General features: G+C 71.5%; 24 protein-coding genes. 9 read left to right on the forward strand and 15 right to left on the reverse strand.

The features are described from left to right. Positions 1–69 precede the first annotated feature (69 nt). The 10 genes from ACFZAM_RS17175 to fabD form a co-directional block, all read right to left on the reverse strand. Entirely contained in the window at positions 70–3,408 is a 3,339-nt protein-coding gene (locus tag ACFZAM_RS17175) for an FAD-dependent monooxygenase (protein WP_391046843.1), read from the reverse strand. A 1-nt stretch (position 3,409) separates the two neighbouring features. Beyond that, positions 3,410–4,357: an aromatase/cyclase gene (locus ACFZAM_RS17180; protein ID WP_355337074.1), complete on the reverse strand. Its 948-nt coding sequence runs from the start codon at positions 4,355–4,357 to the stop codon at positions 3,410–3,412. A gap of 54 nt (positions 4,358–4,411) precedes the next feature. Next, complete coding sequence (gene fabG / locus ACFZAM_RS17185) at positions 4,412–5,197, reverse strand: 3-oxoacyl-ACP reductase FabG (protein ID WP_188280345.1); 786 nt, start codon at positions 5,195–5,197, stop codon at positions 4,412–4,414. 246 nt (positions 5,198–5,443) lie between these two features. After that, complete coding sequence (locus tag ACFZAM_RS17190) at positions 5,444–5,713, reverse strand: acyl carrier protein (RefSeq protein WP_355337071.1); 270 nt, start codon at positions 5,711–5,713, stop codon at positions 5,444–5,446. Positions 5,714–5,757: 44 nt separating this feature from the next. Beyond that, entirely contained in the window at positions 5,758–7,065 is a 1,308-nt protein-coding gene (locus ACFZAM_RS17195; protein WP_391046846.1) for a beta-ketoacyl synthase N-terminal-like domain-containing protein, read from the reverse strand. Beyond that, complete coding sequence (locus ACFZAM_RS17200; RefSeq protein WP_188280342.1) at positions 7,062–8,318, reverse strand: beta-ketoacyl synthase; 1,257 nt, start codon at positions 8,316–8,318, stop codon at positions 7,062–7,064. The genes ACFZAM_RS17195 and ACFZAM_RS17200 overlap by 4 nt, the downstream gene beginning before the upstream one ends. A gap of 61 nt (positions 8,319–8,379) precedes the next feature. After that, on the reverse strand, positions 8,380–8,709 hold the full coding sequence (locus ACFZAM_RS17205) for a TcmI family type II polyketide cyclase (RefSeq protein WP_355337067.1): 330 nt from the start codon (positions 8,707–8,709) through the stop codon (positions 8,380–8,382). 62 nt (positions 8,710–8,771) lie between these two features. After that, positions 8,772–9,680 carry a hypothetical protein gene (locus ACFZAM_RS17210; protein ID WP_391046850.1) on the reverse strand — a complete coding sequence of 303 codons (909 nt, stop codon included), beginning with the start codon at positions 9,678–9,680 and terminating at the stop codon, positions 8,772–8,774. After that, positions 9,677–10,474, reverse strand: coding sequence for a response regulator transcription factor (locus ACFZAM_RS17215; RefSeq protein ID WP_355337063.1), 798 nt, complete (start codon positions 10,472–10,474; stop codon positions 9,677–9,679). The genes ACFZAM_RS17210 and ACFZAM_RS17215 overlap by 4 nt, the downstream gene beginning before the upstream one ends. Before the next feature lie 78 nt (positions 10,475–10,552). Further along, complete coding sequence (gene fabD, locus ACFZAM_RS17220) at positions 10,553–11,509, reverse strand: ACP S-malonyltransferase (RefSeq protein WP_391046853.1); 957 nt, start codon at positions 11,507–11,509, stop codon at positions 10,553–10,555. A 1,577-nt stretch (positions 11,510–13,086) separates the two neighbouring features. Here fabD and ACFZAM_RS17225 point away from each other — a divergent pair. The 4 genes from ACFZAM_RS17225 to ACFZAM_RS17240 all read left to right on the forward strand — a co-directional run bounded on the left by ACFZAM_RS17225 (position 13,087) and on the right by ACFZAM_RS17240 (position 16,155). Beyond that, positions 13,087–13,662, forward strand: a complete 576-nt coding sequence (locus tag ACFZAM_RS17225; protein ID WP_355337059.1) for a hypothetical protein — start codon at positions 13,087–13,089, stop codon at positions 13,660–13,662. Next, the gene (locus tag ACFZAM_RS17230) at positions 13,659–13,871 is read left to right on the forward strand and encodes a MerR family transcriptional regulator (protein WP_188280336.1); all 213 of its coding nucleotides are present in this window, start codon (positions 13,659–13,661) and stop codon (positions 13,869–13,871) included. Before ACFZAM_RS17225 ends, ACFZAM_RS17230 begins: the two co-directional genes overlap by 4 nt. A gap of 395 nt (positions 13,872–14,266) precedes the next feature. Continuing rightward, a complete protein-coding gene (locus ACFZAM_RS17235; protein WP_391046856.1) occupies positions 14,267–15,208 on the forward strand; it encodes an SIS domain-containing protein in 942 nt (313 codons plus the stop codon). A 101-nt stretch (positions 15,209–15,309) separates the two neighbouring features. Continuing rightward, entirely contained in the window at positions 15,310–16,155 is an 846-nt protein-coding gene (locus tag ACFZAM_RS17240; protein WP_391046859.1) for a ketose-bisphosphate aldolase, read from the forward strand. Between the two features lie 24 nt (positions 16,156–16,179). Here the strand turns inward: ACFZAM_RS17240 and ACFZAM_RS17245 are convergent, their stop codons facing one another. Both ACFZAM_RS17245 and ACFZAM_RS17250 read right to left on the reverse strand, forming a co-directional pair. After that, positions 16,180–16,845, reverse strand: coding sequence for a fasciclin domain-containing protein (locus ACFZAM_RS17245; RefSeq protein ID WP_391046862.1), 666 nt, complete (start codon positions 16,843–16,845; stop codon positions 16,180–16,182). Positions 16,846–17,027: 182 nt separating this feature from the next. Further along, positions 17,028–18,797: a molybdopterin-dependent oxidoreductase gene (locus ACFZAM_RS17250; RefSeq protein WP_391046864.1), complete on the reverse strand. Its 1,770-nt coding sequence runs from the start codon at positions 18,795–18,797 to the stop codon at positions 17,028–17,030. A 77-nt stretch (positions 18,798–18,874) separates the two neighbouring features. Here ACFZAM_RS17250 and ACFZAM_RS17255 point away from each other — a divergent pair, with 77 nt between their 5' ends. From ACFZAM_RS17255 to ACFZAM_RS17275, 5 genes are read left to right on the forward strand one after another with little or no spacing between them, the layout of a single operon-like run. After that, positions 18,875–19,045, forward strand: a complete 171-nt coding sequence (locus ACFZAM_RS17255; protein WP_355337051.1) for a hypothetical protein — start codon at positions 18,875–18,877, stop codon at positions 19,043–19,045. A 13-nt stretch (positions 19,046–19,058) separates the two neighbouring features. Further along, positions 19,059–20,393 carry an FAD-dependent oxidoreductase gene (locus tag ACFZAM_RS17260; protein ID WP_391046867.1) on the forward strand — a complete coding sequence of 445 codons (1,335 nt, stop codon included), beginning with the start codon at positions 19,059–19,061 and terminating at the stop codon, positions 20,391–20,393. Continuing rightward, on the forward strand, positions 20,390–21,154 hold the full coding sequence (locus tag ACFZAM_RS17265) for a DUF1365 family protein (RefSeq protein ID WP_391046869.1): 765 nt from the start codon (positions 20,390–20,392) through the stop codon (positions 21,152–21,154). Before ACFZAM_RS17260 ends, ACFZAM_RS17265 begins: the two co-directional genes overlap by 4 nt. Before the next feature lie 53 nt (positions 21,155–21,207). Continuing rightward, positions 21,208–22,539, forward strand: a complete 1,332-nt coding sequence (locus ACFZAM_RS17270) for a cyclopropane-fatty-acyl-phospholipid synthase family protein (RefSeq protein WP_355337234.1) — start codon at positions 21,208–21,210, stop codon at positions 22,537–22,539. Then, complete coding sequence (locus tag ACFZAM_RS17275) at positions 22,536–23,378, forward strand: DUF1295 domain-containing protein (RefSeq protein WP_391046871.1); 843 nt, start codon at positions 22,536–22,538, stop codon at positions 23,376–23,378. Before ACFZAM_RS17270 ends, ACFZAM_RS17275 begins: the two co-directional genes overlap by 4 nt. Before the next feature lie 100 nt (positions 23,379–23,478). Here the strand turns inward: ACFZAM_RS17275 and ACFZAM_RS17280 are convergent, their stop codons facing one another. From ACFZAM_RS17280 to ACFZAM_RS17290, 3 genes are read right to left on the reverse strand one after another with little or no spacing between them, the layout of a single operon-like run. Continuing rightward, the gene (locus ACFZAM_RS17280) at positions 23,479–24,879 is read right to left on the reverse strand and encodes an FAD-binding domain-containing protein (protein WP_391046874.1); all 1,401 of its coding nucleotides are present in this window, start codon (positions 24,877–24,879) and stop codon (positions 23,479–23,481) included. Next, positions 24,872–25,642 (reverse strand): anti-sigma factor, encoded by a 771-nt coding sequence (locus ACFZAM_RS17285; protein WP_355337043.1) that lies wholly within the window; start codon positions 25,640–25,642, stop codon positions 24,872–24,874. Before ACFZAM_RS17285 ends, ACFZAM_RS17280 begins: the two co-directional genes overlap by 8 nt. Beyond that, a complete protein-coding gene (locus tag ACFZAM_RS17290) occupies positions 25,639–26,223 on the reverse strand; it encodes a sigma-70 family RNA polymerase sigma factor (RefSeq protein WP_188280325.1) in 585 nt (194 codons plus the stop codon). Before ACFZAM_RS17290 ends, ACFZAM_RS17285 begins: the two co-directional genes overlap by 4 nt. Positions 26,224–26,466: the final 243 nt, after the last annotated feature.

The following is a 26,466-nucleotide window of genomic DNA, read 5'->3' on the forward strand; positions in this document are numbered from 1 at the left end:
CTTTCGCGAGATCCGGTGTTCTCAGGACTTCTGTGTCGGAACGCGTCGCTTCGTCGCAAGGCCGTCTGCTCAGAGGACCTTCTTGCCCTTGACACCCGCGCGGACCGTGCCGGACAGCAGGGCGGAGCCGAGGTCCCGCATCTGCGGCGGGGCCTTGCGCACGGCCCAGTACATGAACTTCGCCATCGTCGCCGTGGTCGGGGTGATCAGCCGGGTGTCCTCGGGGTCGCGCCAGCCGAAGGCCGGGTTCAGCAGCTCGCAGCGGCGGAGCCGGTCGAAGATGATGTCCGCGGCGCGGTCGCCGTCGATCTGCCCGGCCTCGTACTTCTCGCAGGTCTCCGCGGTGAGGTCGACGATCTCCCGGACGGCGGGCTCCGGCCACCACAGGCCCGGATACGGCGCGTCCTCCAGCGCGTCCAGGTGCGCGGGGTCGCCGGTGAGCGTGAAGTTGATCCGCGCGCGGGCCAGCCGCATCACGCCGGGAGTGGCGAAGCCGCCCCAGACCCGGAACACCGCGTTCCACAGCCGGAAGTGGCCGAAGGAGATGTACGCGCTGTTCACCAGCTCGTCGTTGTAGTGCAGCAGGCCGCGCTCCAACCGGTCGACGTAACCGAAGCGTTCGACCGCGAAGTCGTCGTCGTCCAGGGCGGGCAGCAGCCGGGTCATGAGCGAGTGGACGACCTCGAAGGTGTTGGACAGGCCGCGCGAGAACAGCGGATCGAGGAAGCCGGCCGCGTGCGACATCAGGCACCAGCGGTAGCCGATCGACTCCTTCGAGCTGTACTGGAGCCGGTCGGTGGAGACCCACTCGCGCACCCGCGTGGCGCCCTCGAACTGCCGCTTCACCGCCGGGTACTGGTCGAGGAAGCGGGTGAACTCCTGCTCGGGGCTGATGTCACGGGGCCGCGGGTAGACCCGCTCGTCCATGGTGAGGCCGACGCTGGTGACCGGATTGGCCGCGCCCTTGTGGTTGTTGAACGGGATGATCCAGAACCAGCCGCGTTCGATCAGGTGGTGGAGCGTACCGCCGCTCCAGGGCGCGTTCTTGGGCGGTCGCAGGCTCTCCGGGTGGTGGCTGACGTCGTCGAACGGCTTAACGCCGATGTAGTGCGTGAACAGCGACCGCGAGTGGTGCTTGAAGCGCGCGGGCTGCTCCCGCAGGCCGAACTTCTCGGCGAGCAGCGACCGGTGGCCGCTGGCGTCGATGAGGTAGCGGGCCCTGAAGACCTCGCCGTTCTGCCCGGTGACGGTGACGCCGTCGTCGTCGAAGTCCAGGTCGGACAGCCGCCAGTGCTGCCGCGTCGTGGCGCCGTACTTGGCCGCGACGTGGAAGTAGTACGCGTCGGTGTCCTGCCGGAACAGGTGGCTGGCCTGGGTGAGCGCCTTGGGGATGACGAACATCGTCGTCTCCCGAGGGTCCGGCTCCTGGCCCTTGTCGTGCTTGACGAAGCCGAAGCTCTGCTTCTTGCCGTGGGTCGGGCCGATGTGCTCGGTGACCGACCGGTGGTCCAGCAGATGCAGCAGTTCGGGCAGGTCGAACCGTACGGCGAGGATGTGCAGCCACTCGATGAGCTGCGGGGTCATCGACTCGCCGATGGCCATCCGCGGATGCGTCTGGGAGTCGACCAGCACGACGCTCTTGCCCTGCCGGGCGAGGATCGCCGCGCTCACCGAACCGGCCAGACCCGCGCCGACGATCAGGACGTCGCAGGTGCGGACGGGCGGCTTCGGTGCGGCCGGTCTCGGTGCGGCCGGTCTCGGTGCGGCTGCCTTTACGGCGCTCGCCTGGGGCGCGGTTGCCTGAGGGGCAGTTGCCTGAGGGGCGGTTGCCTGGGGCGCCGCCGTCTCCGCGACGGCCGTCCGTGGAGCCGCGATCGGCGTGACGGGGACCTGGGGGACGTCCTCGGCGCCGAACCAGCGCCGCAGCGCCGGAGCCGGGTCGGCCGCGCGCGGCGCCGACCAGGCGATGTGTCCGTCGGGCCGCAGCAGTACGGTCTTCTGCCCGTCGAGGAGCGTGCCGGGCACCGGGCGCGCCGACACCACGTCGACCCGGCCCGCCCAGCCCTCGGCGGCCCTGCCCAGCGTGGCCCGGCGCCTGGTGTCGCCCGACAGGTCGAGCAGCACGCCGCGGCCGGGCCGCAGCAGCTCGGTGGTGCCGGTCGGCCCGTCCGCGGTCGTCAGCGCGATGTGGGGCACGCGGCGGCCGGTCAACTCACCGGCCGTGTCGGGGTGAGTGTCGGCGTCGGGATCGCCGTAGCGGATGTCGAGGCCGCTGATCATGCCGGCGAGGTGGCCGCGGACGACCGAGGTGCGGGTGAGGAGTTCGGCGGCGGTGCCGCGGACCGCCCCGGTCTCGGGACCGCCGAAGAGGATGACGGTCTGCGCCTCGATGTTGGCCAGCACCCGTCGCCCGACCGCGTGCCGCTCGGTGTGGTACGTGTCCAGCAGCCCGTCGGGCGCGCGCCCGGTGACCCGCGCGGCCAGCTTCCAGCCGAGGTTGGCCGCGTCCTGGAGCCCGAGGTTGAGCGCCTGGCCGCCGACCGGCATCTGCCGGTGGGCGGCGTCCCCGGCGAGCAGCACCCGGCCCCGGCGGTACGAGGCCGCCTGGCGGCTGGTGTTGCCGAAGGCGTTCAGCCAGGTCGGGGTGCCGTGGGTGATGTCCTCACCGGTGACCCTGGCCCACACGGCCGCGATCTCGGCGTACTCGGGTTCCGCGGTCCTCGGCCGCACCTCGCGGCCGAACTCGTGCACCATGACGCGGGTGACGCCGTCGCGGGTGGCCGCGATGGCCACCCCGTTCGGGAGCCGCTGGAAGCGGCGGTTGGGGATGTCGAGCCCCAGCACGTCGCAGCGCAGCAGCTCCTTGGTGGCGTCGGAGCCGGGGAAGTCGAAGCCCGCCAGTCGCCGTACGGTGCTCTCCTCGCCGTCACAGCCGACCAGATAGCCGGCGGTGAGACGGGTGACACCGTCCGGGGTGGCGACCTCGACCTCCACGCCTTCCGCGCCCACGTCACCTTCGTCGCCGCCGTCGCCCGTGGTCAGGCCGAGCAGTTCGTGCTCGCGCCTGACCTCCGCGCCCAGCCCCGTGGCCCACTCCGCGAGCAGCTCCTCGACCCGGGCCTGCGGGACCTTCCACTGGCCGGGGTAGCGGGTGGTCGGCTCGCTCAGGTCGAGCGGCAGACCGCCGAAGTGGCCCATCGGCTCGTTGGGCGGCGTGCCCAGCGTCTCCAACAGGCCGCGCTGGTCGAGGAGTTCCATGGTGCGGGCGTGCAGGGTCGACGCCCGGGACTCGGTGGTGGGGGCGGCGAGCCGCTCCAGAACCGCCACCCGGGCTCCGCCGAGCCGGAGTTCACCGGCCAGCATCAGGCCGACAGGCCCCGCGCCGACGATGATGACGTCGGTGTCCATCTCAGCGCCGGCCCTCGGCGTAGTCCTTGGCGTGGCCCAGGGTGGCCCGGCTGTTGGTGCTCAGCGCGTTCTGCACGAAGGCGCGCGCCTCGGCGACCCCGGCGTCCGGGCCGAGGATCTTGGTGATGTTCGCGGTGTTGATCACCACGGTGTGCTGGGAGGTGGCGGCGACGCCGTCGCCCTCCTCCTCGAACAGCCAGTAGCCGGTGTGCAGCGTCATCAGCGCGGGCAGGGTGATCTGCTTGTAGACGATCCTGCTGTGCGGGAAGGTCACGCGCACCGACTTGGTGGTGTGCGAGGAGCCGTCCTTGGTGAGGGTGTCCATCTCCAGGATCTGCAGTCCCGGCGTCTCCTCCTCCAGCGAGACCCGCGCCACGTGCGGCAGCCGCTCCTTCCAGAGCTGCGCCTCGTTGATGAAGTCGTAGACGTCCTTGGCCGATCCGTCGATGTGGACGGTGTCGGCGAAGGACAGCAGGAGTTCGTCCGCGGAGCCGACGACCAGTTCGACGTTGGTCTTGAGCGCGGCCAGTTCGGAGCGGCTGTTGCGGTCCACGGCCTCGTCGATCCAGGCGAGATCGTCCGGCTTGTCGTCGATGGCGCGGTAGTCGTGCAGCAGCCGCACCCGCGACTCGGTGTCGGACACGGGCTCGATCACCCAGGTGCCGCCCATCGCCGCGACCGGCGGCGCCGAGACCTCCTGGCGGAATTCGATCCGCAGCGCCCGCGGGTCCAGGACGCGGCGCGACGTCCAGTTCTTGGCCGCGCCGTTGGCGGTGGCCCAGATGCGGATGCGCTCCTCGTTCTCCGAGCGCTCCACATGGTCGACGAAAACGGTCGGCGGGAAGATCCGCGGCCAGTTCTCCACCTCGGCGATCAGCCGGTACACCGCGGCGGCCGGGGCGTTCACCGTGATCTCGTGCTCCACCTCGCGGTGGCCAGTCTGCGTCATTCTCGTTCCCCTCACGCGAGTCGGACGTCGTAGGACGGGGTCGGTGGCGGCGGATCAGAAGTTGCCGAGGCCGCCGCACACGTTGATGGCCTGCGCGGTGATCGACGCCGCGGTGTCGGTGGCCAGGTAGCCGACCAGGCCCGCGACCTCCTCGGGCGTGGAGTAGCGGCCGAGCGGGATCTTGGACTGGAACTTCTGGAGGATCTCGCCCTCGGTGGTCGAGTAGGCCGCCGCGTAGCCCTGCCGGACCCGCGCGGCCATCGGCGTCTCGACGTAGCCGGGGCAGACCGCGTTGACCGTGATCCCGGTCGGGGCCAGCTCGTTGCCCAGGGCCTTGGTGAAGCCGACGACGCCGTGCTTGGAGGCGGAGTACGGGGCGCCGAGCACCACGCCCTGCTTGCCCGCGGTGGAGGCGATGTTGATGATCCGGCCGCGGTCGCGGTACCGCATGCCGCCGGTGTTGAGCACCTCGCGCGTCATCAGGAAGACGCTGTTGAGGTTGGTGTTGACGACGTCGAACCACAGCTCGTCGTCGATGTCGGCGGTGACGCCGCCGCCGCTGCGGCCCGCGTTGTTGACCAGGACGTCGACCGGCCCGTACCGCTCCACGGCGGCGAGCACGAACGCCTTGATGTCGTCGCCCGACTTGACGTCGCAGGCGGTGCCGTCGACGTCCAGGCCCTCGTCCCGTAGTTCCTTGACGGTCACTTCCACGCTCTCGGGCGTCCGCGCGCAGATGAACACCTGGTGTCCCTGTGCGGCCAGCGCCCTGGTGACGGCGAGCCCGATTCCGCTGGTGGCCCCGGTGACGAGAGCGACCCGCTGTCCCTCTGCCGACATGACTGCTCCTCCGACTCGGTACCGCTCGGCTGCGTACATGTGCTGCGTTCACGTGCGCTCTTCAAGTGCTGCGTTCATGTGCGCTGTACGTGTGGTCTGGGCGTGTGGGCTGGACGGGTGCGCTGTACGTGGGGGCTGGGTGTGTGGGCTGGACGGGTGCGCTGTACGTGGGGGCTGGGCGTGTGGGCTGGCCGGTGCCGCCGCCGCGCCTTTGGAGCACGGCGGCGGCACCGGGTGGGGGGAGCGTCAGGCCGCGTGTTCCGCGGCGAGTTGCTCGTTGACGACGGCGAGCAGCGCCCGCGGCGTCTCGACGACGGTGATGGAGGTGTCCTCCAGCTCGATCCCGTGCTCGCGCTCGATCCGGCTGCCGGTCTCCAGCAGCGCCAGCGAGTCGTAGCCGAGGTCCTCGAAGGTCTGGTCGAGGATGTCGCCGTCCAGGTCGATGCCCTCGCTCTCGCCCGCGGCTTCCCGGAGGATGCGCTTGAGGTCTTCGATCGTGAGTTCCGGTCCGGCCATCTCGGTCCCTTCCTGAGGTGTGGCGACGGCGGTGCGCGGGCCCGTCACCGGGCTGCTCCGCGCACGACCATCGCCGAGTTGAAGCCGCCGTAGCCCCTGGCCAGCACCAGCGCGGCGTTCACCGGCGCGGTCCTGGGCCGGTCGACCACCAGGTCGAGGTCGTACTCGGGGGCGGGGGCGACATGGGTGGTGGGCGGGATGACCCCGTCCCTGATCGACAGCAGCGCGGCGGCCGTGTCGAGCGACGCGGCTCCTGAGTAGAGCCGTCCGGTCATCGTCTTGGGCGCGGTGACCGGCACGCCGCGCGGTCCGAAGACCGCGGTGATCGCGTCGGCCTCCGCGCGGTCCAGTTCGGGGACGGCCGCCGCGTCGGCGAAGACGACGTCGATGTCGCCCGCCGTCAGGCCCGCGTCGGCCAGCGCCGCCTCGACGGCCCGCCGCAGACCGGGCTCCCGGCCGCTGCCGGGCCTGGGGTCGAAGGTCGAGGCGTATCCGGCGATCTCCCCGTAGACCTTGGCGCCGCGCTCCCGCGCGGACCCGGCGTCCTCCAGGATCAGCAGCGCGCCGCCCTCGCCGGGCACATAGCCGTCGGCGTCCGCGGCGAAGGGCCGGTACGCCTTGTCCGGGTCGTCGCTGTCGGTGAGCCGTCCCGCGGCGACCTGCGCGATCCAGCCCCAGGGGCAGATCGAGCCGTCGACGCCGCCGGAGACGATCAGCCGGGTGCCCTTGCGGATCTGCCGCCTGGCCTGCGCGAGCGCGTCGAGGCCGCCCGCCTGGTCGGAGACGACGACCCCGCTGGGGCCCTGCATGCCGTTGCGGATGGAGATCTGGCCGGTGTTGACCGCGTAGAACCAGGCGAAGGACTGGTACGCGCTGACGTGCTGGCCGCCCTTGGACCACAGCTTCTGGAGTTCGTTCTGGCCGAATTCGAAACCGCCGGAGGAGCTGGCGGTGATGACGCCCATGTCGAACTGTTTCCACTCGTCGAGCTTCACGCCCGCGTCGGCCAGCGCCCAGTCGGCCGCGACGAGGGCGAGCCTGGTCATGTGGTCGGTCTGCGGGATCAGCCGGCTCGGCAGGTAGTCCGTGGCGACGAAGCCCGGTACCTCACCGGCGAGTTTGGCGGGGTAGCCGGTGGCGTCGAACCGCTGGACGGGTCCGATGCCGCTCTTCCCCGCGAGCGTCGCGGCCCAGAACTCCTCGGTGCCCAGGCCGTTGGGCGCGGTGACGCCGATACCGGTGACGACGACGGAACTGGCGGCGCCAGAGGAGGCGGCCGTGCTTTCGGAAGCGGCCGGGCCCGTGGAAGCGGTCGTGTCCGCGGAAGCGGCCGTGCCTTCGGAAGTGGTCATGCCGCCCTCCGCAGCACCATCGCGCTCTGGAAGCCGCCGAAGCCGCTGCCGACGCTGAGCACGGCGTCGGTGGTCCACTCCCTGGCCTTGAGCGGTACGTAGTCCAGGTCGCACTGCGGGTCCGGCTCGTGCAGATTGGCCGTCGGCGGGACCAGGTTGTTCTCGATGGCCAGCGCGGACGCGGCGATCTCGATCGAGCCGATCGCGCCGAGCGAGTGCCCGACCATCGACTTGATGGAGCTCATCGGCGTCCGGTACGCGTGGTCGCCCAGCGTGCGCTTGACGGCGGCGGTCTCGTGGCGGTCGTTCTGCTTGGTGCCCGAGCCGTGCGCGTTGACGTAGTCGATCTCGTCGGGGTTCATCCGCGCCTCGTCCAGGGCCGTCCTGATGGCCTCGGCCATCTCCAGGCCCTCGGGCCGCAGACCCGTCATGTGGAAGGCGTTGGAGCGGGTGGCGTACCCGGCGATCTCGCAGTAGATGTGCGCGCCGCGCGCCTTGGCGGCCTCGTACTCCTCCAGCACGAACATCGCGGAACCCTCGCCGAGGACGAAGCCGTTGCGGGAGTTGTCGAACGGCCGCGAGGCGTGCTCGGGGTCGTCGTTGCGCGAGGTGGTGGCCTTGATGGCGTCGAAGCAGGCCACGGTGATCGGGGAGATCGGGGCGTCGGTGGCGCCCGCGATCATCACGTCGACGCTGCCCTCGCGGATCAGCTCGGTCGCGTAGCCCACCGAGTCCAGGCCGGAGGTGCAGCCGGTGGAGACCACCGTCGCCGGGCCCTCGGCCCCGGTGGACCAGGCCACTTCGCTCGCGAAGGAGCTGGGCACGAAGAAGTCGTACAGATGCGGTACCGCGTACCGGTGGTCGTTGAGGTCGAGACGCCCGCCGTCACTGGTGACGCGGTACTCCTGGTCCAGGCCCATCGTCGCGCCGACGGCGCTGCCGACGGTCACCCCGGTCCGGTACGGGTCCAGGTCGGACATCTCCAGTCCGCTGCCCGCGAGCGCCTCCGCGGCCGTGACCACCGCGAACTGCGCGGCGCGGTCCATGCGGCGGATCTCCTGCGGGCTCAGTCCCAGTGCCTCCGGGTCGAAATCGACCTCGGCCGCGACGCGGGAACGGAACGGGGCGGGATCGAAAAACGTGATGCCTCTGGTCGCGGTTCGGCCGTCGCTCAGCAGACTCCAGAAGTCCTTCACGCCGACACCCCCCGGCGCCACGACCCCAATGCCGGTTATCACCACTCGCCGTCCCATGTGGACGCCGCTCCCTTCGGAATTTCGTGAATTCTTGAGGACAGGCTTGAGATCAGGTCCGTCACTCGGACTTGGCCCAGTGATAGAAACGCGTGGCCATCGCGTCCTTCGGCGACCGCCAGGTCGCCGGGTTGTAGGCCTCGATGTGCGGCTTCAGGTCGGCGCTGACCTGCACAAAGAGCGGGTGGTCCTTGGTCTGTTCGATGGTCGTGTTACCGGCCTCCGTGTCGAAGTCCTGGAGGTGGAAGTAGAGGCCGTTGTAGGAGAAGAGCTCCCGTCGACGGGTGCCCATCAGGTCGGGCATCCCGGTCTGGTCGAATTCCCCGAAGATCCGGGCCACGTCCTCCGCGGACTGCGGCAGCATGCGCGCGACTATCAACGTGCTGTGCATCGTTCGCTCCTGGTGATGGGAGTGATGGAGGGGTCGTCCGCTGGTCGTCGAAACAGGCCGTCCTAGCGGGATCGTTCGGCAGATCGCTCGGCGCGGCGGCTGAAGCACGCGTGTGCGTCGGCCTCCGAGTAGTAGGTGCGGCCCGAGCCGTGCCTGCGGCGCCAGCTCTGCTCGCTGGCCAGCCGGTAGACCGTGCCGACCGGGGTGCTCCACAGCCGCGAGATGTCGGCGGCGGTGAGCCAGCGCTCGGCGACGGCGGGGGTGACGGCGGCGGGACCGGCGGAGGTGTCGGCCGCTGTGCCCTGGGCCGTGTCCTCGGCGGGCATCAGGCGGCGCAGATGGGTGAGTTGGTGCCCGGCCCAGGTGTGCCCGGCCTGGGCGTCGCACTGCACGGCCGGGTGCGCGGCCGTCGCCCCGACGCGTACGACGGCGGACAGCCGCCCCTCGCAGCCGGGTTCGACGCAGTCGCCGAGCGCGATCCGGCGGATCTGCTCGGGGTGGGCGACGCGGCGGGCCCTGCTGACCAGCCGGGCCACCTCGCGGGTTGCCTCGGCGACGGCCGGGTGCCCGGCCAGCCAGTCGGCGTGCCGCAGCAGGAACACCGACAGGGTGCCGACGGACCGCTCGGGCGGTACGAGCCCGCGCTGCTGGGCGATCAGGCCGCTCCAGGAGCCGAGCACCCCGAGGATCGCGGCGCGTGTCTCGGCCGCCGCCGGGTTGAACGGCATGCCGGGCAGCGGGCCGCCGCTGGTGCGTTCGCGCAGCCCCTTGGCCGCGGCGCCGCCCAGCACCCGCTCGCAGTCCCGGTACAGCTCGGGGAGCATGCCGATGCCGGTGGTCAGCCGACGGTGGCAGGCGGCGCACAGCCGGTTCCCGCCGACCGGACGGCCGGGGTGCCGGCCCCCTTCGCGGGGCTCGGCCTGCCGCGTACCGCATTCGTGTCCTTCGCACCGCACGGCCGCGCGGCTCATGCGGAGGACCCGGACCGTTCGAGCCCCAGACCGAGCCGGAATCCGACACCGCGGACGGTGACGATCCACTCCTTGGCGCCCAGCTTCGTCCGGAGGCTGCTGACATGGGTGTCGACGGTCCGCCGGGACCACGAGTCACCCCACACCTGCTGCATGAGCCGCTTCCGGGTGATGACGATGTCCGGGTGCGAGGCCAGCAGGTAGAGCACGTCGAATTCCTTACGGGTCACATCTATATGCCGTCCGCCGAGCCGCACTTCGCGCGATCCGGCGTCGATCCGCAGCGGTCCGCAGGAGATGACCCGCGCGGAGGCGGGTTCCGGGCGGGCGCGGCGCATGACCGCGTCCATCCGGGCCATCAACTCGCGGAAGCCGTACGGCTTGACGAGGTAGTCGTCGGCGCCTGCCTGGAGGCCGAGCACCCGGTCGAGTTCGGTGCCGCGCGCGGTGACGGCGATGACCGCCACGTCGCAGACCGACCGGATGCTCCGGCAGACCTCGAGTCCGTCCAGGTCGGGCAGGTCGAGGTCGAGCAGGACCAGGTCCGCGTCCTCGTACGTCTGGAGTGCCGCGCCGCCCGTGCCGACCGACGCGACCTCGTGTCCGTGCCGCCGTAACCCCCTGACCAGGGATTCGGCGTCGTCTGCATGAGGTTCCACCACAAGTACCCGCCAGCTCACGGACGGCCCCGGCACTCCCCGTACCGGCGATGCGGTACGTATCTCGGTGCGATTGACGTTTGCGGACGCACGTGGGGCTGGTATATGAGGCTTCAGAAGGTCTATCCGGCTCATGGGTCCGCCCTTTGTGACGCTCAGGTCCGACTGCGACCTGGGCCTGATCGGTTCCTTGGACTGCTTGCGAGTCTCCGGTCAACCTCCGGCCGCGAATGCGAGCGCATCGAGAGTCGAGGCACACTGCCGTGAATCGAATGTCGCGAACACCCGTGCTGCCGGGGCGATCCGGCGGCACAGGCCGCCGAGTACCTTTCCGGGTCCGATCTCGATGAAGCGGTCCACGCCCGCGTCCGACATTCCGGCCACGGTTTCGGTCCAGCGGACCCGGCCGGTGAGCTGGCGTTTGAGCGCGGTACGCGCCTCGGCGGCGGTGGTGACCGGCGCCGCGGTGACGGACGAGATCGTCTCGACCACCGGATCGCGGAATTCCACCGCGTCCAGGGCCGCCGCGAATTCGTCCTCGATCTCGCTCATGAGACTGCAATGGAAAGGCGCGCCGACTTCGAGGGGGACCGCCCGGCGCGCGCCGGCGTCCTTGGCGGCGGCCATCACCCATTGGACGGCTTCGGCCTGGCCCGAGACGACCGCCTGCGCCGGTTCGTTGTCGTTGGCGATCTCGACGATCTGGCCGGTGCCGGTGGCGGCCTGTGCGCAGATGGCCTCGACGTCCTCGAGCGGCAGGCCGAGTACGGCCGCCATGGCGCCGGGCACGCGTGCGTTGACCGCGGCCATCAACTGGCCGCGCAGCCGTACGAGTCGGAGGGCGTCGGTCCATTCGAGGACGCCCGCGGCGACCAGCGCGGTGTATTCGCCGAGGCTGTGGCCCGCGACGATGTCGGGGGCGAGACCGCGCGGACGCAGGCTCTGCCAGGTGCACAGGCTGGTCAGGAAGATCGCGGGCTGGGTGATCGAGGTGTCCCGGAGGACCTCGGCGGGTCCCTCCCAGCACAGCCGGGACAGTGGAAGGCCGAGAATCTCGTCCGCGGTGCGGTAGTAGGGGCCGACCAGATCCGGATGCTCTCCGGCGAGGTCGAGCCCCATTCCCACCTTCTGCGAACCCTGGCCGGGGAAGACAAAACCGATCCTGTCCATGCGCCGCAGGCTCCTTTCCGCCTTTCGCGGTGCCGGTGGCGGGCGGTCGGTGACGGCGTGGCCGCCCATGACGAAGCCCCGCGGCTGCACAGCGCACGCGGGGCTCGGTGATCTGAGTGTGATTGCGGCGTCCGGGGTCTCACTGCTGCCCGGATCCGGGCATACCTCGGCCGCCGGAAGTATCGTGACAGTCTCTTGCCGCCGATGTCAACTTCACTTGGTCAGCGGGCTGTTTGCGCAGTTCATCGACGGGTCGGGACTATGCGGTCGGGAAAGATGGTTGCAGTGCCCCTCGAATTTGCGTGACACCGATGAAGTCCGATGATCCTCATAGCATCGCCTCAACATCGAGCATTTCGGAACACTCCGGACCCGAATGACCATGGAGCCTGACGCGCTGTCAGATGGTGATTGTTCGCGGGTTCACGACGGCGTCACGCTAGCGTGTAGTCACATTTTACGAGGCGGCATTCTCGTCAATGAGCCGCCGGTCAGGGCCGCGTGGAGCGTGATCGTCGCAGGTAGATCAGGTGTGGACGGCTCCTGCGTTTGCCTGTATCGTCGCCTGCCAAACGCGAACATCCGTATGCTGTAAGCCGTACATGACTCGGGAGCGGGGGTTCCGGATCGTTATGAACACGGATTTAACGCGACAGGCCCAACTGGACTCATCACGGCCACCACGGCGTTTCCGATCGCCGGTAACCTCGGTCTCGTGCCGGGGTGCTTCAGGCACGGTGGATGAGCCGGTCACCTCATGGCGCCACGGGAGCGTTTCTCCAGGTCACCCTCGGGCGACCGGCGGGGATCCAGCTTTACGAACGGTCCCGGGCGCGGCCCAGGGCACCGTCATCCGTCTCCGCCCGAGCCACTGCTCGGACGCGGAGGCCGGCCAGGTCCGCGCACGCTCCGGCGACTCGACGGTCGATTCGGCCGTTGATTCGGCGGCGCGGCGGGCCCCGTCCCGCGTGGCACGGACGATGACGTCCCGCTTAGGCGACGCCACGGCACACGCGCGCCCCACATCATCCCGTACCGGTGCGATCCACTCACGACGCACACCTCCATGATCCGGCGTGCCCCATGGGCCCCACTGGTCTGTGGAGCCCGCGAGCACCGCTGCTCGCGGTATATCCGGTCGGCCCGGCCCTCGCCGACCGTTCTGCACTGCGTTCAGCACTGCGTTGAGATGGTCCAGGCGTTCCACTGAGTAGTTCCCTCGCGCCTGGAGTACGTCGACAGGTTCCGGATCCAGCGGTCGCCGCTGACGGTGCGCCATTCCGTCGGAGGCAGCCGATGCACGGCCATGTTCCGACGGGACGTCGCTCACCTGCACCGACGACGACTTTCGGCATGTCCTGAACAGGGCGCACTCCCCTCGGTCATCGAGTCGATCGACGAGTTCGCACTGCGACAGCCACCTTCCGACATCATGACCAACGGGTGACCAAATGAATTCATCTCCATGTGTGGGCCAAAAATGCGGCAACGTGCCGCACGGGTCGCGACCGCGCCGCACAGCGGCCCCGGGGCTGCGTCTGTGCACCTCGTGCTACCACGATCTCAAGGCGAATCTGATGGAGCTGCCGGAGATCTACGACGACTGCGAGTCGGTGCTCCATCCGCGCCGCAACCCGACTCTCCAACGGGTCAGCGGCAGCAGGCAGTCGACCGGAATACGGCTGGACGAGGCGGCGATCACCGCCCGGTCCGGCATCGTCGGGTTCCTGGCCTCGTGGGCGGCGATGGTCGCCGAGGAGCGCGCCGTCCGCAAGCCGGTCCGCAGGCAGCCGGAGGAGATGGCCGACTTCCTCGTCGTCCACCTCAACTGGCTGCTCGCGCACCCGACCGCCGCGGACTTCGCGGAGGAGATCTCCGAGATAACGCACCGCGCGCGCCGGTCCGCCTACACGCAGCCCGCGTTGCGCATGGATCTCGGCCAATGCATCCATTCCGGTTGCAGCGCGGCGATGACCACGGCGCCGTCGTCGCCCGACGGCCGGCGCACCCGAGAAGTGAGCTGTACCGCAGGACACAGTTGGCAGCCCCACCAATGGCTTCTGCTATCCCGGCAGATTCAGCAGACGCGGCAGTTCGCGCGCGGCACTGCGGGAGCGGCAGCACAATCCCAGCGCCCGGAGGACGCCGCATGAATCCGCCACCGCGCAATAGAAGTCGGCTTGTTCCGACTCAACTCGCCGCACTCGCCGCCGGAGTCTCCGAGGCGACGATCAGGAAATGGGCCAGCCGCGGCAAGATCACCCGCTACGGCAGTCCCGGACGCGCGCAATACGATCTCGACGAGCTACTCGAACGTGTGGCCGCGAAAACGGAAGCGGCGGCTCTGAAGGAATCCACGTGAGCGCTTCGGGCCTCGCGTAAAGCAATTGACAGAGGACGAAGAGCCCTGCCTGTCGTGCGGAGCTTTCTCTCGGGCAGGGTTTCCTCCTCGTTCTTCTCGTTCTCACCGTTCGGCCTTCGTCAAGTCCGGCCGCCGTTCACGCCCTCGTACCAGAGAGCCGGACCGCGCGACGGGATGTGACATCCGGTGCGGGAAGTGTGACGCGCGCCTCATTCGGCCGCCGGACAGGGGGCGCGCCGCCCGCGTGCGCCCTTAGCGCAGTCCGGGACCTTCCGCCAGCCCTCTCCTCTGTGTACATTTATGCTCGATAGCTGCTCGTTTCGAGCAGGATCGCGCATCCGCACCGCGCGTCGCATCTCGCACGCCGTATCTCGCACACCGCACGAGGAGCCCCGATGTCCGCGTCCCTCACCACCACCGAGACCGCCTCCCAGCCCGAGTGCTGGCAGCGGGCGGCCGATCTCGCTCCCGCCGAGGCCGGAAAGCTGCCGCGCGACGGCGAGCGGGTGGCGGTGATCGGCTGCGGCACCTCCTGGTTCATGGCCCAGTCCTACGCGGCGCTGCGCGAACAGGGCGGCCACGGCGAGACCGACGCCTTCGCGGCCTCGGAGTTCCCGTTCGGCCGCGGCTACGACCGTGTAGTGACGATCACCCGCTCCGGCACCACCACCGAGGTGCTGCGGGCGAGCGAGCGACTGCGTACGGCGGGCGTCGCGGTCACGGCGATCACCGCCGACCCGCACACCCCGGTGATGGAGGCCGCCGACGAGGTCGTGGTGCTGGACTTCGCCGACGAACAGTCGGTGGTGCAGACCCGGTTCGCCACCACCGCGCTCGCGCTGCTGCGCGCCCACCTCGGCCACGACCTGACGGCGGCCGTCGCCGACGCGCGGCTGGCGCTCGCCCAGGAACTGCCCACCACCGTCACGGCCGCCGAGCAGTTCACCTTCCTCGGCACCGGCTGGACCTACGGCCTGGCGCAGGAGGCCGCGCTGAAGATGCGCGAGGCCGCGGGCGCCTGGACCGAGAGCTACCCGGCGATGGAGTACCGGCACGGCCCGATCAGCATCACCGGCCCCGGCCGCGTGGTGTGGGCCTTCGGCGCCCTGCCCGAGGGCCTGGCGGACAACGTCGCGGGCGTGGGCGGCCTTCTCGAGGCCGGTTCCGCCGCGCCCGCCGACGGCGGTACGAGCGCGGTCGGCGGTACGGGCGCGCCCGTGCTCGACCCGCTGGCCGACCTGGTGCGGGTCCAGCGGCTCGCGGTGGCCATCGCGGAGAACAAGGGGTACGACCCGGACCGGCCGCGCAACCTGACGCGTTCCGTCGTCCTGGCCTGACGCCAACCCCCGCGCGGCGCTCCGCTGTTCGGCGGACCGCCGCCCGTACCCCCGCCCGCACCCGTGAAACCGGCACCGCCGTACGTACCCCGAGGAATCCCATGCCTGCCGTCTCCACCGCAGAACTCGTCACCGCAGCCCGGGCCGCGGGCCACGGGGTCGCCGCGTTCAATGTGATCACGCTGGAGCACGCGGAGGCGATCACCTCCGCCGCGCAGGCCGCCGGGCTGCCGGTGATCCTCCAGATCAGCGAGAACGCGGTGGCCTTCCACGGCGGCCGGGTCGAGCCGGTGCTGGCGGGGGCGGCGGCGGTCGCGCGGGGCGCGGCGGTGCCGGTCGCCCTGCACCTGGACCACGTGGAGAGCGAGGAGTTGCTGCGGGCGGGCGTGGCGGCCGGGGCGTCCTCGGTGATGTTCGACGCGTCGAAGCTGCCGTACGAGGAGAATCTGCGGGCCACCGCGCGGATGGTGGAGTGGGCGCACGGCCAGGGCGCCTGGGTCGAGGCCGAGCTGGGCGAGGTCGGGGGCAAGGACGGCGCGCACGCGCCCGGCGTGCGGACCGACCCCGCCGAGGCCGCCGCCTTCACCGCCGCGACCGGGGTGGACGCGCTCGCCGTCGCGGTCGGCAGCTCGCACGCGATGACCGACCGCTCCGCGCGCCTCGACCACGAACTCATAGCCGCGCTGCGCACGGCCGTACCCGTACCGCTGGTGCTGCACGGCTCGTCCGGTGTGCCGGACGACGAGCTGCGGCGGGCCGTCGCCGCCGGGATGGTGAAGGTCAACATCGGTACGGCGCTGAACATCGCCTTCACCGGGGCGGTACGGGAGCACCTGGCGGCGGACCCGGCCGTCGTCGACCCGCGGCGCTATCTGCGGCCGGCCCGCGACGCGATGTCCGCCGTGGCGGAACACCTGCTGCGCGTCGTCGCGGGCCGTCCGGAGTGATCCGTAACGCCTGGTCCCCAACGGCTACTTGGGCATCAGCACCGTGTCGATGATCTGCACGGTGGCGTTGGCGGTGGTGACGTTGCCGCAGACCACGTTCGCGGTGTCGTTGACCTTGTACGCCTCGCCGGAGCCCGAGGTCGTCAGGGTGCCCTTCTCCAGCGTGGTGTAGGTGCCCTTGGACAGGCCCTCGGGCGCCTTCACCGGCTCGCCGACCACGTGGTAGGTGAGGATCTTGGTGAGCATCGCCTTGTCGGCGAGGACCTTGTCGAGGTCGGCCTTCGGGATCTTCGCGAAGGCGTCGTTGGTCGGCGCGAAGACGGTGATGTTCTGGGCGTTGTTCAGGGTGTCGACGAGACCGGCCTTCTGGACGGCGGCGACCAGCGTCGACAGCGCCGGGTTGTGCGAGGCGGCGGTCGCCACCGGGTCCTTGGACATGCCGTCGAAGCTGCCCGCGCCGTTCTTGGGCACGGTGGCGCAGCCGGGGCCGAAGGGCGCGTCCTTCGTCGAGGCGTCACTCGGCGCGTCGCTGGTGGGCGCCATCGCCGGATCGCTCGCCGAGGTGGACGGGCTCGCCGCCGCCGAGTCGTCCTTCTTGTTGTCGTCGCTCGAACAGGCGCTGAGGGCCAGCGGCAGGACGGCGGCGGCCGTCACGGCGACGGCGATGCGGCGGGCGCGGAGGTTGAACATGGTTTTTCTCCTCTATATGTGCGGTCTATGCGACATGTGCGTGCGGAAAAGTCGTCTGTGGCGGGGAGTTGGGGAGGCGGATGGTCAGGGGGGCGGATAGCCCGGGGGGGCGGATAGCCCGGGGGGGGGCGGCGGGCCGCTCGAAGGCGAACAGGTCGTCGGATGGTCGGCGCGCCGACGGGTCAGTCGACGCTGACCACCACCGAGTGCCAGCCGGTCGCGCCGTTCGGGACGGTGCCGACGCGGTGGTCGGTCTGCGTGTAGCCGTCACGGTCCGTCGCGCGGACCTCCAGCGTGTGACTGCCGGGCGTGGCGTCCCACTCCCACAGCCACTGCCGCCAGGTGTCGGTGCTGTCCTCGTCCGCGAGCCGGGCGGTCTGCCACCGGCCGCCGTCGACCCGTACCTGCACCCGGTCGATGCCCCGGTGCTGCGCCCACGCCACCCCGGCCACCGGCACCCGGCCCGCCTTGGGACTGGCGAACGGCTTCGGGGTGTCGATCCGCGACTCGGTCTTGATCGGCGCCTCGCGCGACCAGCTGCGTTTGACCCAGTAGGCGTCGTAGGAGTCGAAGGTGGTCAGTTCGAGTTCGCGCAGCCACTTGCAGGCCGACACATAGCCGTACAGGCCGGGCACCAGCATGCGGACGGGGAAACCGTGCGCGAAGGGCAGCGGCTCGCCGTTCATGCCGAGCGCGAGCATCGCGTCACGGCCGTCGAGCACGGTCTCCACCGGTGAGCCAATGGCCATGCCGTCCACCGAGTGCGCCACCAGCTGGTCCGCCCTGCCACCGCGCGACGGGGGCCGTACCCCCGCCTCGCGCAGCAGATCGGCCAGCCGGACGCCGATCCAGCGGGCGTTGCCGACGTACGGGCCGCCGACCTGGTTGGACACGCAGGTCAGCGTGATGTCCCGCTCGATCAGGTCACGGCGCAGCAGGTCGTCGTAGGAGAGCGTCAACTCCTTGCCCACGCCCATGCCGTGGATGCGCAGCCGCCAGGTGGTGGCGTCGATCTTCGGCACGACCAGGGCGGTGTCGACGCGGTAGAACTTCGCGTTCGGCGTGGTGAACGCGCTCAGGCCGGGGATTCCCAGGTCCGCCCCGCGCGGGACGGCCGCGGCGCGGGAGGCGGGGGCGGGCAGCGCGATGGCCTTCCGTGAGGCCACCGCGACGGCGCCGCGGCGGTTGTTGAGGGTACGGCCCAGGGCTCCCGCACCCGCGGACGCGGCAGCCGTGGCGGCAGCGGCCAGCACGAAGCCACGGCGGTCGAACGCGGGGCGGGAGGTGGGCCCGGCCTCCGGGGCGGGCGTTTCCGTCCGTGGCAGAGGGATCTCGGCGGTGTCCTCGTCGTCCTCCGCGGCGCGCTCCACGGCGGACGGAGCGGTCGGTGTCTCCGGCGCGGCGGCCTGTTCCGGCACGCGCGCGGCCGGTGCGGCGCGGAGCGTGAGCCGCCGCGTCAGCAGCCACAGCGCCGCCGCTCCGAGCAGCGCGCCGACGATCGACGGCAGCGCGTCCAGCCGGTGGTAGTCGGGTCGGCTCCAGGCGGCGACCGCCCCGATGACGCCGAAGGCCAGCACGCCCGCGCAGCCCGTGCGCCGGAAACGCAGCGCGAACACGCCGAGCACGAAGGCGAAGAGGGCCAGGATCGCGACGATGCCCAGTTGCAGCACCAGCTTGTCGTTGGTGCCGAAGTTCCGTACCGCGTAGTCCTTCAGGGACACCGGTGTGCGGTCGATGACCGCGCCGCCGACCGCCGTCACCGGACTGGCCTCGGGACGGGCGGCCACGGCGACGAGTTCGGCGAAACCGAGCGACGCGGCAGCGGCCAACAGGCCGCTCAGCGCGCCGAGTACGACCCTCAGCAGCCGGCCGGCGGCGCTCGGGCCATGTGGCTGATGAGGCTCCAGCGCACTGCCGGGGCTGATGGTCTCCTGGTCGGTCACATCCCGCATTCGTGGCCACTCGCCCGGCGGATTGGTACGGGATTCCGCGTCCCCCGGACCGACGGGTTCCGCCGCAGGTGGGGACCGTGAAGATCACCGCCGGAACGTTCCGCTCCCGCACCAATCCGCGGCGGCGGCGGCCACGAATGATCAGTGAGGGCGCACCGGTGCCGGTCGCCGTTCCGGCCGCGCCGGACACCGACCGGGCACGGGGCGCCACCGGGCACCACGGGGTGTCACCGGACATCGAGCACTGACCGAGGGGATCGCATGACGGCCGAACGACGTCGGATCGCGGTGATAGGCAGCGGAGTGGCGGGCCTTACCGCCGCCCATGTGCTGCACCGCGCGAGTGACGTGTCCCTGTACGAGGCGGACGACCGGCTCGGCGGGCACGCGGACACCCACGACGTGGCCGACCCCGACGGCCGGTCCCTGAGCGTCGACACCGGCTTCATCGTGCACAACGCCCGCACCTATCCGCATCTGCTGCGGCTGCTGCGCGAGCTGGACGTCGCCACGCAGGAGTCCGAGATGAGCATGTCGGTGCGGTGCGAGGGCTGCGGCCTGGAGTACGCCGGGGCCCGCGGGCCGCGCGGGCTCTTCGCGCAGCCGCGCAACGCGCTGCGGGGCCGCTATCTGCGGATGCTGACCGAGGTCACGGCCTTCCACCGCGGGGCGCGGCGGCTGCTCGCGGAGAGCGGTGAAGCGGGTTCGGGTTCTTCCGCGGATACGGGCTCGGATACGGACACGGGTGCGCGCGCTGCCGCCACCGACCGCACGCTGCGGGAATTCCTCGCCGACGGCCGCTACTCCCCCTACTTCGTCCAGCACTTCATGACCCCGCTGGTCTCCGCCGTCTGGTCCTGCTCCCCCGCGACCGCGCTGGACTTCCCGGCCCGCTACCTCTTCCGCTTCCTCGACCACCACGGCCTGCTCAGCGTCGGCGACTCCCCCACCTGGCGCACGATCACCGGCGGCTCCCGTACGTACGTCGAGCGGGTGGGCAAGGAGGTGTCCGCCGTGCACACCTCCAGCCCGGTGACCGCGCTGCGCCGCGTCCCCGGCGGCGCCGAGGTCACCGTCGAGGACGGCACCACCGAGCGCTACGACGCGGTGGTCGTCGCCGTCCACCCGCACCAGGCGCTGAGCCTGCTCGCCGAGCCCACCGCGGCCGAGCGCGAGGTGCTGGGCGCGATCCCGTACACCGTCAATCCCGCGCTGCTGCACACCGACACCGGCGTGCTGCCGCGCGCGTCCGGCGCCCGCGCGTCGTGGAACTACCTGATGCCGTCCTGCGCCTCGGACGCCGGCGCCGTCCTGGTCAGCTACGACATGAACCGGCTCCAGCGGCTGGACGGCGCCGACACATATGTGGTGACGCTCAACGGCGCCGACCGGGTCGACCCCTCCGCCGTACGGGACCGGATGGCGTACGAACACCCGCAGTACACGCCGGAGTCGGTGGCCGCGCAGCGACGGCTGCCCGAACTGAACGGGCCGGTGGTCGCCTACGCGGGCGCCTACCACGGCTGGGGTTTCCACGAGGACGGCTGCGCCTCCGGGGTGGCGGCGGCGCGCGCGCTGGGGGTGGAGTGGTCATGACGGCTCCGGTGGTGGCGGAGGCGGAGGTGGTGACGGTGGCGCCTTCGCTGTACGACTGTCGGATCGCCCACGCCCGTAACCGCCCCGTGCGGCACTCCTTCCGTATGCGCACCTATATGTGGCTGGTCGACGTGGACCGCATGCCCCGACTGCCGCTGCCGCTGCGCCCGCTGGCCGGTTTCCGGGCGCGGGACCACTTCGGCGGTACGGCGCCCACGGTCAGGGCGGGGCTCGACCGGTTCCTCGCCGCGCAGGGGGCGGTCCCCGCGGACGGCCGCGTGCTGATGCTCACGCACGCCCGTGTCCTCGGCCATGTCTTCAACCCGCTGACCCTGTACTGGTGCCACGCGCGTGACGGCACGCCCCGCCATGTGGTCGCGGAGGTCCACAACACCTATGGCGAGCGGCACTGCTATCTGCTGGCGCCTGACGCCGAGGGCCGTGCCTCGACCGCCAAGGAGCTGTACGTCTCCCCGTTCTTCCCGGTGGAGGGCGACTACCGCATGCGGGTGCCGGAGCCGGGAAACCGCCTTTCCGTGACGGTCCATCTGGAACTGGACGGAAAACGCCCCTTCACCGCGACCGTGAGCGGCGACCGCCGCCCGGCCACCGCGGCCGGACTGCTCCGGGCCGCTGTACGCCATCCGTGGTCGACGCTCCTCGTCTCCGCGGGGATCAGATTCCACGGTGTTCTGCTGTATCTGCGCGGCCTGCCCGTACGGCCGCGGCCAAGCCATCACGTTCAGGAGGGAATGCGGTGACCGTGTCATCCACTCCGGCCGCCCCGGTGACTGCCGGGGCCGCCGTCTCGCCCGTGTCGACGTCCAGGGTGCGCGCGGCGGTCGACGCCGAGCGCTGGCCGGACGTCGCGGCGGCGCCCCGCTGTTCGGCCGCGCGCGCGGCCGTCGCGGCCTTCCTCGTCCGCAGGGCGCTGGAACGGCTGCCGCTGCGGGTGCGGCTGGCGGGCCCGGACGGCGACGACGCGGGCGAGGGCGCCCGCACGCTGGGGCTCGGCGGCCCGCTGATGCGGGTGCACGACCCGCGGTCCTTCTTCCGCCGGATCGGCGCCGAGGGCCTGATCGGCTTCGGCGAGTCGTACATGGCCGGGGAGTGGGACGCGGACGACCTGACCGGTGTGCTCACGGTCTTCGCCGACAACGTCGCCACCCTCGTACCGCCGTCCCTGCAACGGCTGCGCGGCGCGTGGGCCAGGCGGCGGCCGGAGGCGCAGCGCAACACCCGCGAGGGCGCGCGCGACAACATCCACCGGCACTACGACCTGTCCAACGACCTCTTCTCGCTCTTCCTCGACGAGACGATGACGTACTCCTCCGCGGTCTTCCGCGGCTTCCCTGCCGACGAGCACCTGCTGCCCGCCGCCCAGCACCGCAAGATCGACCTGCTGCTGGACGCGGCCGGGGTCGGCCCCGGCACCCGGCTGCTGGAGATCGGCACCGGCTGGGGCGAGCTGGCGGTGCGCGCGGCATCGCGCGGCGCCCGCGTGGTGAGCGTGACGCTCTCGCGCGAGCAGCGTGAACTGGCGCTGGAACGGGTCCGCGCCGCCGGGCTCCAGGACCGTGTCGAGGTGCTGCTGCGCGACTACCGCGAGGTCGAGGGCGAGTACGACGCGGTGGTCAGCGTCGAGATGATCGAGGCGGTCGGCCACGAGTTCTGGCCGGAGTATTTCCGCACCCTGGAACGGCGGCTCGCGCCCGGCGGCCGGATCGCGCTCCAGGCGATCACCATGCCGCACGACCGGATGCTGGTGAGCCTTCCCACCTTCACCTGGATCCACAAGTACGTCTTCCCCGGCGGCATGATCCCCTCCGCCGAGGCCATCTCCGAGGTGAGCGGCGAGGCCACCGGGCTGCGGATCGTCAGCGCCGAGGCGTTCGGACCGCACTACGCGGAGACGCTGCGGCTGTGGCGCGAGCGGTTCGCGCGGTGCGCGGACGAGGTGGCGGCGCTCGGCTTCGACGCGGTCTTCCGGCGGCTGTGGACGTTCTATCTGGCCTACTCGGAGGCCGGTTTCCGGTCCGGGTACCTGGATGTGCGGCAGTTCGTGCTGGAGGGGGCGGCGGGGGCCACCGGGGAATCGGGGCCGACTGGTGCCGTGCACGCGGAAGACTCGGCGGCAGGCCGGTGAACGGCTTTCCGTGGGGCGCATTCTGCGTGAATCTCGCGGCGGCGGCGGGCGCGGCGCTCGCCGTGATGCTGGTGACCTTCGCGGTCGCGGTGGCCAAGGGCATGCACCGGGTGGTCGACGTGGCGTGGGGCGCCGCCTTCGCGGCGGTCGCCGTCGTGTCGTACGGGATGTCGTCGGGGCACGGTGACGACGGGCGGCGGCTGCTGGTCCTCGTCCTGACCGTGGTGTGGGGGCTGCGGCTGGCCGGACACATCGCCTGGCGCGGCCGTGGCCACGGCGAGGATCCGCGCTACGAGAAGATGCTGTCCAAGGTCCCGGCCGACCGCCGCAACGGGTACGCCTTCCGGATCGTCTACCTCCTCCAGGGTCTGCTGGTGTGCGTGGTGTCGCTGCCGGTGCAGGTCGCCTGCTATCTGCCGGGGTCCGTCGGCCCGGCGGCGGCGGTCGGCGCGGCGCTGTGCCTGGTCGGGCTGGTCTTCGAGGCGGTCGGCGACCACCAGCTCGCCCGCTTCAAGGCCGATCCCGCGCACCGCGGTCAGGTGATGGACCGCGGCCTGTGGGGCTGGACCCGGCACCCCAACTACTTCGGCGACTTCTGCGTCTGGTGGGGGCTGTACGTGCTGGCGTGCGACGGCGCCCGCTGGTCGTCGGCGGCGGGCGCCGTCGTGCTGGCCGTGCTCGGCCCGCTGACCATCAGCTTCCTGCTCCTGCGGGGCAGCGGGAAGCCGCTGCTGGAACGGCACATGGCACAGCGGCCCGGCTACGCCGAATACGTCGCCCGGACGAGTGGTTTCTTCCCGTGGCCGCCGCGAAAGGGCGGTGTTGACGGGCGGGCGTAGTCGGCGGCAGCCGGGCCGCTGGGGGCACCGGTCGTGGTGAGTGGGTCGGCTCCGCTCGGTCGGCGGTTTCGGTGGGTTCGGTCGGTTCGCGGGTTCGCGGTCAGTCGTCCAGGCCGCGGGCCCGCGAGAAGCGGGCGTGCCCCTCACTCAGGGCCACGATCGGATCCGGGTAGTCGAACCGCTCCCGTTCCGGACCCGACAGCTTCCACGGCTGGTGCACCGCCGCCCCCTCCAACTCGGCCAGTTCCGGAACCCAGCGCCGCACATAGTCGCCGTCCGGGTCGAAACGGGCCGCCTGGAGCAGCGGGTTGAGCACCCGGTTGGGCCGGGTGTCGGTGCCGGTGCCCGCCGACCACTGCCAGTTGAGCTGGTTGTTGGGGATGTCGCCGTCGACCAGCAGGTCCAGGAAGTGCCGGGCGCCGATCCGCCAGTCCACGTACAGCGTCTTGGTCAGGAAGCTCGCCACGAGCAGCCTGCCCCTGTTGTGCATCCAGCCCTGGTGCAGCAGTTGGCGCATCGCGGCGTCCACGATGGGGTAGCCGGTGCGGCCCTCGCGCCAGGCGGTGACCTCCTCGGGGGCGGTGCGCCAACGGTCGTGCCGGGAACGGTAGTCGCGGTGCGCCGCGTCCGGCCGCGCGGCGAGCACCTGATGGTGGAAGTCGCGCCAGGCGAGCTGCCGGATGAACGCCTCCGCGCCCCGGCCGCTCACCGACCGCGCCCGGTGGACGAGTTCGGTCGCGGACACGCACCCGAAGTGCAGATACGGCGAGAGCCGGGAGGTCGCGTCACCCGCCAGGTCGTCGTGCTGGTCCGCGTAACCCTCCAGGCCCGAACGCCACCAACTGCCCGCCAGCTTGCGACCCGCCGTCTCCCCGCCGGGCGGCAGGCCCGGCGACGGCTGCCCGCCGCCCGGCCCGGTCAGCTCGGCGGCGGAGGGCAGCGCGGCGGACTTCACGTCCTCGGGCACGGTGACCTTGCGCGGCGCGTCCAGCACGCGGCGCTGGGGCTCGGCGCCCCAGCGCCGGAAGTACGGTGTGAAGACGGCGAAGTGGTCGCGGCCCACGGGGGTGACGGCGCCGGGCGGGGCCGCGGTGACCACGGCCTCGTGCACCACCACCTCGCAGCCCGCCTCCGCCAGGGCCTTGCGCAGCCGGTCCTCACGGCGCAGGGCGTAACCGCTCACCCCGGCCGCGATGTGCACCTGCCGCGCCCCGCTGTCGCCGGCGGCCCGGACGACCTCCTCGACGACGTCGCCGCGCCGCACGACCAGCCGCCCGCCGCGGGCCCGCAGGCCCGCGTCCAGGTCGGCCAGGCAGTCGGCGAGGAACGCCGCCCTGTTCGGCACCGCGAATCCGGCTCGCGCGATGCCCTCGTCCACCACGAACAGCGGGACCACGCTCCCGGCCGCCGCCACCGCCGCGGCCAGCACGGGGTTGTCGTGCAACCGCAGGTCCGCGGTGAACAGCGCGATGGACGACCCGGTCCGCGACGTCTCAGGCACGGGCCGCCGCCGGGAACGTCACCAGCGCCAGCGGGGCACTCGTCGGCTGCTGCGAGCCGCCGGCCGGTTCGACCGTCACGCCCACCCCGGAGGCGTTGTCGATCCGCCCCTCCAGCACCACGGCCTGGTCGGTGGCTGACGGGTCCATCAGACCCGCCGGCCGCATCTTCCCGCCGTCGTCGAACCACAGCTCGTACGTCTTCCCGGCCGCCGGCGTCGGCATACCGGCGGCCAGGAAAGCGGCCTTGCCCAGGCTCCGGGAGACCACCACGGTCGCGGTCGTGCCGGTGCTGAGCTTCCGTGTGGTGCTCGCCGCGTCGGGCGCCGAGAGCACCTGGGAGAGCTCGCCCGCCCGCTGCTCGGCCTGATTCGCCCGCTGCCTCGCGTCGTCGGCGGCCTGGTGCTGCCAGACGGCCACCCCGCCGAGCCCTACCACTCCCGCCATGCACGCGGCCAGCGCGTAACGCGGCAGCCGCCGCGCCCCGGCCACCCATCCGGCGAGACCGCGCCGCTCCTGCCGCGTGACGACCGGCGGCTCCTGCCGCACGGCGGCGACCCGGCGCAGCACCTGCTCACGCATGTGCGGCGGCGGCACGACCGAGGCGGCCAGCGCCAGCCGGGTGGCCGTCGCGGACAGCTCGCGGACCTCCTGCGCACAGGCCGAGCAGTCGGCGATGTGCCGTTCGAATTCCTCCCGCTCACCGTCGGGCAGCGCGTGCACCGCGTACGCACCGGTGAGGGTATGCAGATCGGCGGTCGTCATGCGCTCACTCCCAAGCAGTCGCGCAGGCGGATGAGTCCGTCCCGCAGTCGGGTCTTGACGGTCCCCAGCGGAGCCGCGAGCAACTCGGCGACCTCCCGGTAGGTGAATCCCTGGTAGTAGGCGAGCGTCACCGACTGGCGCTGCAATTCGGTGAGCGTCCGCATACAGCGTCGCACCTGCTCGCGCTCCAGCCGTGACTCGACCTGTTCCGCGACCTCGTCGAAGGCGGGGGTGTGCTCAAGCAGCGCGGCCTTGTGCTCCCGGTCGGAGGACGCCTGCGCGGAACGCACCCGGTCCACCGCACGACGGTGGGCCAGCGTCATCACCCAGGTCATGGCGCTGCCACGGGATGCCTGGAAGCGGGTCGCGGTCTGCCAGACCTCGACCAGCACCTCCTGGGCGACCTCCTCCGACTGCGCGGGGTCGCGCAGCACCGAGCGCACCAGCCCCAGCACGGGCCCGGCCACCGCGTCGTAGACCCTGGCGAACGCCGCCTCGTCGCCGCGGGCGACCGCGACCAGCAGCTCCTGGAGGTCGGGGCCGGCGCCTGCGACGCCGTCCAGCCGTACGGCTTCCCTCATCTGCGATCCATCCCGTCCCGACTCACCCGCGCAAGTCTCCGACCGGTATTCGGAGCCGAGGGGTGGGCGGATTGCCCGCTCGCGGATTTCCTCCGGTCTCAGCCCGCCATCGTGCCCCCTTTCACCGCCACGGTCCGGACGACCTGCGCGGTCGTTACCCGTTCGCCACATTTGTCACCGTTACGCGGGTTCCGTGTCACAGAAGATCAACAAGCCCATGCGGTGACGCTCACCTGTCGTTGG

It is taken from the genome of Streptomyces sp. NPDC008079 (genome assembly GCF_042957385.1).
Classification (GTDB): domain Bacteria; phylum Actinomycetota; class Actinomycetes; order Streptomycetales; family Streptomycetaceae; genus Actinacidiphila.

What these genes read in the sequence shown, in the direction of transcription:
- ACFZAM_RS17175 (WP_391046843.1), bottom strand. Translation starts at nt 3,408, where the DNA reads ATGGACACCGACGTCATCATCGTCGGCGCGGGGCCTGTCGGCCTGATG.
- ACFZAM_RS17180 (WP_355337074.1), bottom strand. Translation starts at nt 4,357, where the DNA reads ATGACGCAGACTGGCCACCGCGAGGTGGAGCACGAGATCACGGTGAAC.
- fabG (WP_188280345.1), bottom strand. Translation starts at nt 5,197, where the DNA reads ATGTCGGCAGAGGGACAGCGGGTCGCTCTCGTCACCGGGGCCACCAGC.
- ACFZAM_RS17190 (WP_355337071.1), bottom strand. Translation starts at nt 5,713, where the DNA reads ATGGCCGGACCGGAACTCACGATCGAAGACCTCAAGCGCATCCTCCGG.
- ACFZAM_RS17195 (WP_391046846.1), bottom strand. Translation starts at nt 7,065, where the DNA reads ATGACCACTTCCGAAGGCACGGCCGCTTCCGCGGACACGACCGCTTCC.
- ACFZAM_RS17200 (WP_188280342.1), bottom strand. Translation starts at nt 8,318, where the DNA reads ATGGGACGGCGAGTGGTGATAACCGGCATTGGGGTCGTGGCGCCGGGG.
- ACFZAM_RS17205 (WP_355337067.1), bottom strand. Translation starts at nt 8,709, where the DNA reads ATGCACAGCACGTTGATAGTCGCGCGCATGCTGCCGCAGTCCGCGGAG.
- ACFZAM_RS17210 (WP_391046850.1), bottom strand. Translation starts at nt 9,680, where the DNA reads ATGAGCCGCGCGGCCGTGCGGTGCGAAGGACACGAATGCGGTACGCGG.
- ACFZAM_RS17215 (WP_355337063.1), bottom strand. Translation starts at nt 10,474, where the DNA reads ATGAGCCGGATAGACCTTCTGAAGCCTCATATACCAGCCCCACGTGCG.
- fabD (WP_391046853.1), bottom strand. Translation starts at nt 11,509, where the DNA reads ATGGACAGGATCGGTTTTGTCTTCCCCGGCCAGGGTTCGCAGAAGGTG.
- ACFZAM_RS17225 (WP_355337059.1), top strand. Translation starts at nt 13,087, where the DNA reads ATGGAGCTGCCGGAGATCTACGACGACTGCGAGTCGGTGCTCCATCCG.
- ACFZAM_RS17230 (WP_188280336.1), top strand. Translation starts at nt 13,659, where the DNA reads ATGAATCCGCCACCGCGCAATAGAAGTCGGCTTGTTCCGACTCAACTC.
- ACFZAM_RS17235 (WP_391046856.1), top strand. Translation starts at nt 14,267, where the DNA reads ATGTCCGCGTCCCTCACCACCACCGAGACCGCCTCCCAGCCCGAGTGC.
- ACFZAM_RS17240 (WP_391046859.1), top strand. Translation starts at nt 15,310, where the DNA reads ATGCCTGCCGTCTCCACCGCAGAACTCGTCACCGCAGCCCGGGCCGCG.
- ACFZAM_RS17245 (WP_391046862.1), bottom strand. Translation starts at nt 16,845, where the DNA reads ATGTTCAACCTCCGCGCCCGCCGCATCGCCGTCGCCGTGACGGCCGCC.
- ACFZAM_RS17250 (WP_391046864.1), bottom strand. Translation starts at nt 18,797, where the DNA reads ATGCGGGATGTGACCGACCAGGAGACCATCAGCCCCGGCAGTGCGCTG.
- ACFZAM_RS17260 (WP_391046867.1), top strand. Translation starts at nt 19,059, where the DNA reads ATGACGGCCGAACGACGTCGGATCGCGGTGATAGGCAGCGGAGTGGCG.
- ACFZAM_RS17265 (WP_391046869.1), top strand. Translation starts at nt 20,390, where the DNA reads ATGACGGCTCCGGTGGTGGCGGAGGCGGAGGTGGTGACGGTGGCGCCT.
- ACFZAM_RS17285 (WP_355337043.1), bottom strand. Translation starts at nt 25,642, where the DNA reads ATGACGACCGCCGATCTGCATACCCTCACCGGTGCGTACGCGGTGCAC.
- ACFZAM_RS17290 (WP_188280325.1), bottom strand. Translation starts at nt 26,223, where the DNA reads ATGAGGGAAGCCGTACGGCTGGACGGCGTCGCAGGCGCCGGCCCCGAC.